1 protein-coding gene and 1 CRISPR repeat array are annotated in these 2,965 nt (G+C 65.6%); the gene reads right to left on the bottom strand.

Annotation, left to right across the window (positions count from 1 at the left end; all coding sequences use genetic code 11):
• Positions 1-568: direct repeats of the CRISPR family, unit length 19 nt; unit sequence GCGTCAGCGGGGATGAGCC.
• A 592-nt stretch (positions 569-1,160) separates the two neighbouring features.
• Positions 1,161-2,549 carry an FAD-dependent oxidoreductase gene (locus GXZ33_RS00960; protein WP_291338997.1) on the bottom strand — a complete coding sequence of 463 codons (1,389 nt, stop codon included), beginning with the start codon at positions 2,547-2,549 and terminating at the stop codon, positions 1,161-1,163.
• Positions 2,550-2,965: the final 416 nt, after the last annotated feature.

Consider the following 2,965-nt stretch of genomic DNA (forward strand, 5'->3'; position numbering starts at 1 on the left):
GCGTCAGCGGGGATGAGCCACACGGCCCCGGCTGGCAGCCTGGCCTGGTGATGTGCTCCCCGCGTCAGCGGGGATGAGCCTGTAGGCCTCAGGGGACGGGTGGGTAGTGCCCAGTGCTCCCCGCGTCAGCGGGGATGAGCCTTTAGGCGCGCACGTCTAGGACAGTGGACTGACGTGCTCCCCGCGTCAGCGGGGATGAGCCCCGCCGCGCAGGTGAAGCACGCCCCGGTTCCGAGTGCTCCCCGCGTCAGCGGGGATGAGCCCGGGACAACCCCCCGTACTTCGCGCCAAAGCGAGTGCTCCCCGCGTCAGCGGGGATGAGCCCTCAAATTCGTTGACCATCTGCCTGATCGTCCCGTGCTCCCCGCGTCAGCGGGGATGAGCCGTCGCGGATGATGTCGCGTGCTCGGAGTGCTTTGTGCTCCCCGCGTCAGCGGGGATGAGCCGCTGTTCGCCGTTCTGCAACTTCGAGAACATATGTGCTCCCCGCGTCAGCGGGGATGAGCCCGCGGCCAAACCATCCCGGAGGAAGTCACTCCCGTGCTCCCCGCGTGAGCGGGGATGAGCCTGAGCTTATCCGCAGGGCAACCGGTGGCGTTTTGTACTGCGGGGATGAAGCCCCGCCGGCTTCCGCTTAACTCGCGGCCCAGATACTCCCGGTATCAGAGGCTGGCCGACAAAACCTCAGCCTTCCAAGCTGAAGACACATCCGACTTCCGGCATCTCCGAAGAACTACCGGTTCCAGGATCGCCCCGGGCATCAGTACCCCGGAACGCACGTGTCCCCGGCACCTCCAGTGGAGGGTCCGGGGACACGTGTCTCGGAGTCAGGTGGTTAATGCTGGGCGAATTACATCGCCGACATGATCCAGATGACTAGGGCGATGATGGCCAGGATGCCGACGATGGTCCAGATGAGTCCGCTACCGCGCATGATGTTTCTCCTTAAGAATTGTCAGTTGTACTTTCCACTCTTGAGAGTAACAGTGATCACATTAGTGGGTATGAATTTGGGCGGTTGCTGATCGGTAACAATTCGCCTACCGGACCGTTACCGCAGGTAGATCGACTCAGGGTCAGGAATTTTTATCCGGCCCGGCGTGTCATGGCCCGTGGCATAGCGCTGCCCAGTCTCAGCTGCCGGCCCTGAGCCTGAGAAATCACACATAGGCCGGGGTGATGTGTGCGTGGCTGACCATCTCCTCCCATTCGACGATCTTCTTGCGCTCCCGGCCCTCGACACCGGAGGCCTCGCCGAGGGCGCGCTCGGCGGCGTCGAGGCGGTACCAGCCTTCCCAGGTGGTGACGGGGATGGCGCGGGCGTCGAGAAGCTGGAGGAAGGCGTCGGCGGAGTGGACCGGGGCGGAGAGGCGCCCGGCGGCGGCGTCGGCGAGGAGGAGGTCGGTGGTCTCCTTGGCGTCGGACTTGGTGTTGCCGATCAGGCCGATGGGGCCGCGCTTGATCCAGCCGGTGGCGAACAGGCCCGGGACCGGGGTGCCGGCGTTGTCGAGGACGCGGCCACCGTCGTTGGGGATGACGTGCTCGACGTGGTTGAACGGGACGTCGGCGACGGGCTCGGAACGGTAGCCGACGGCGCGGTAGACGGCCTGGACGGGCCAGTCGGTGAAGGTGCCGGTGCCGCGGACGTGGCCGGTGCCGTCGAGTTCGGTGCGTTCGGTGCGCAGTCCGACGACGCGGCCGTCACGGGTGAGGATCTCGGTGGGCGACTCGAAGAGGTGGATCTGCAGGGTGTGCGGGGCGTCCTTCGGTTCGCGGATCGCGTAGCCCTCGAGGATCTGGCACACCAGGTCCTGCGACTTGGAGGCGCTGCGGGCCTCGATGCTGGCGTCGTCGTAGTCGATGTCCTCCGGGTCGACGACGACGTTGACGGTGGGGGAGTGGTCGAGCTCCTTGAGCTCCTGCGGCGTGAACTTCGCCTGGGCGGGGCCGCGACGGCCGAAGACGTGGACCTCGGTGGCCTGGTTGGTGCGCAGGGTCTCGTAGACGTTGTCGGGGATCTCGGTGACGTTGAGCTCCTCGGCGGTCTTCGCCAGGACGCGGGCGACATCCAGGCCGACGTTGCCGACGCCGATGACGGCCACGGACTGCGCGGACAGGTCCCAGGTGCGGGGGAAGTCCGGGTTGCCGTCGTAGAAACCGACGAAGTCGGCGGCACCGAAGGACCCTTCCGCGTCGATGCCCGGGATGTCGAGGTCGCGGTCGGCGACGGCACCGGTGGCGAAGACGACGGCGTCGTAGTGCTCCTGCAGCTCGGCGACGGTGACGTCGCGGCCGATCTCGATGTTGCCGAGGAAGCGGATCTCCGGGCGGTCGAGGACGCGGTGCAGGGAGGTGATGATGCCCTTGATGCGCGGGTGGTCGGGGGCGACGCCGTAGCGGATGAGGCCGAAGGGGGCGGGCATCTTCTCGATGAGGTCGACCTGGATCTCGCGGCCGATGCCGGCGGCGTTCTTGACCAGGAGATCGGAGGCGTAGATGCCGGCGGGGCCGGCACCGATGACGGCGACGCGGAGTGCGGGGAGGCTCATGGGGTCCTTTCGGTTTGCCTAGACTGACTGGTCTGCAAAGTAGCACCGTCGGTGGATTTTGCAAGAAAAAGTGCGACTTCAATTCATGTCGACCGCGTTGCCTATCGACGCCCCGAATTCGATTCACTGAATGAATATTGGATATAAACCCTGCATACAGGCTCGATGTCGGCAAAGGTGTGGAATGGCGATACGTCCACTCGGCGCGATCGTTGCCATGAACTGATCTGTCTGTTGTAATCGCCTGCAGACGCCTCGACAGGGCGCTGCCGCGGCAGATAACCGCCGTCGGCACGTGAATGGAATAGACAGAACAGTTCAGTAGGGAGATGGTCATGGACACGGTCACCACGGTCGACCCCGCCCCCACCAGCGAGGCACCCACCAGCGAGGCACCCGCCGGCGAGGCACCCGCC

This window comes from Corynebacterium sp. (genome assembly GCF_012838985.1).
Classification (GTDB): Bacteria; Actinomycetota; Actinomycetes; order Mycobacteriales; family Mycobacteriaceae; genus Corynebacterium.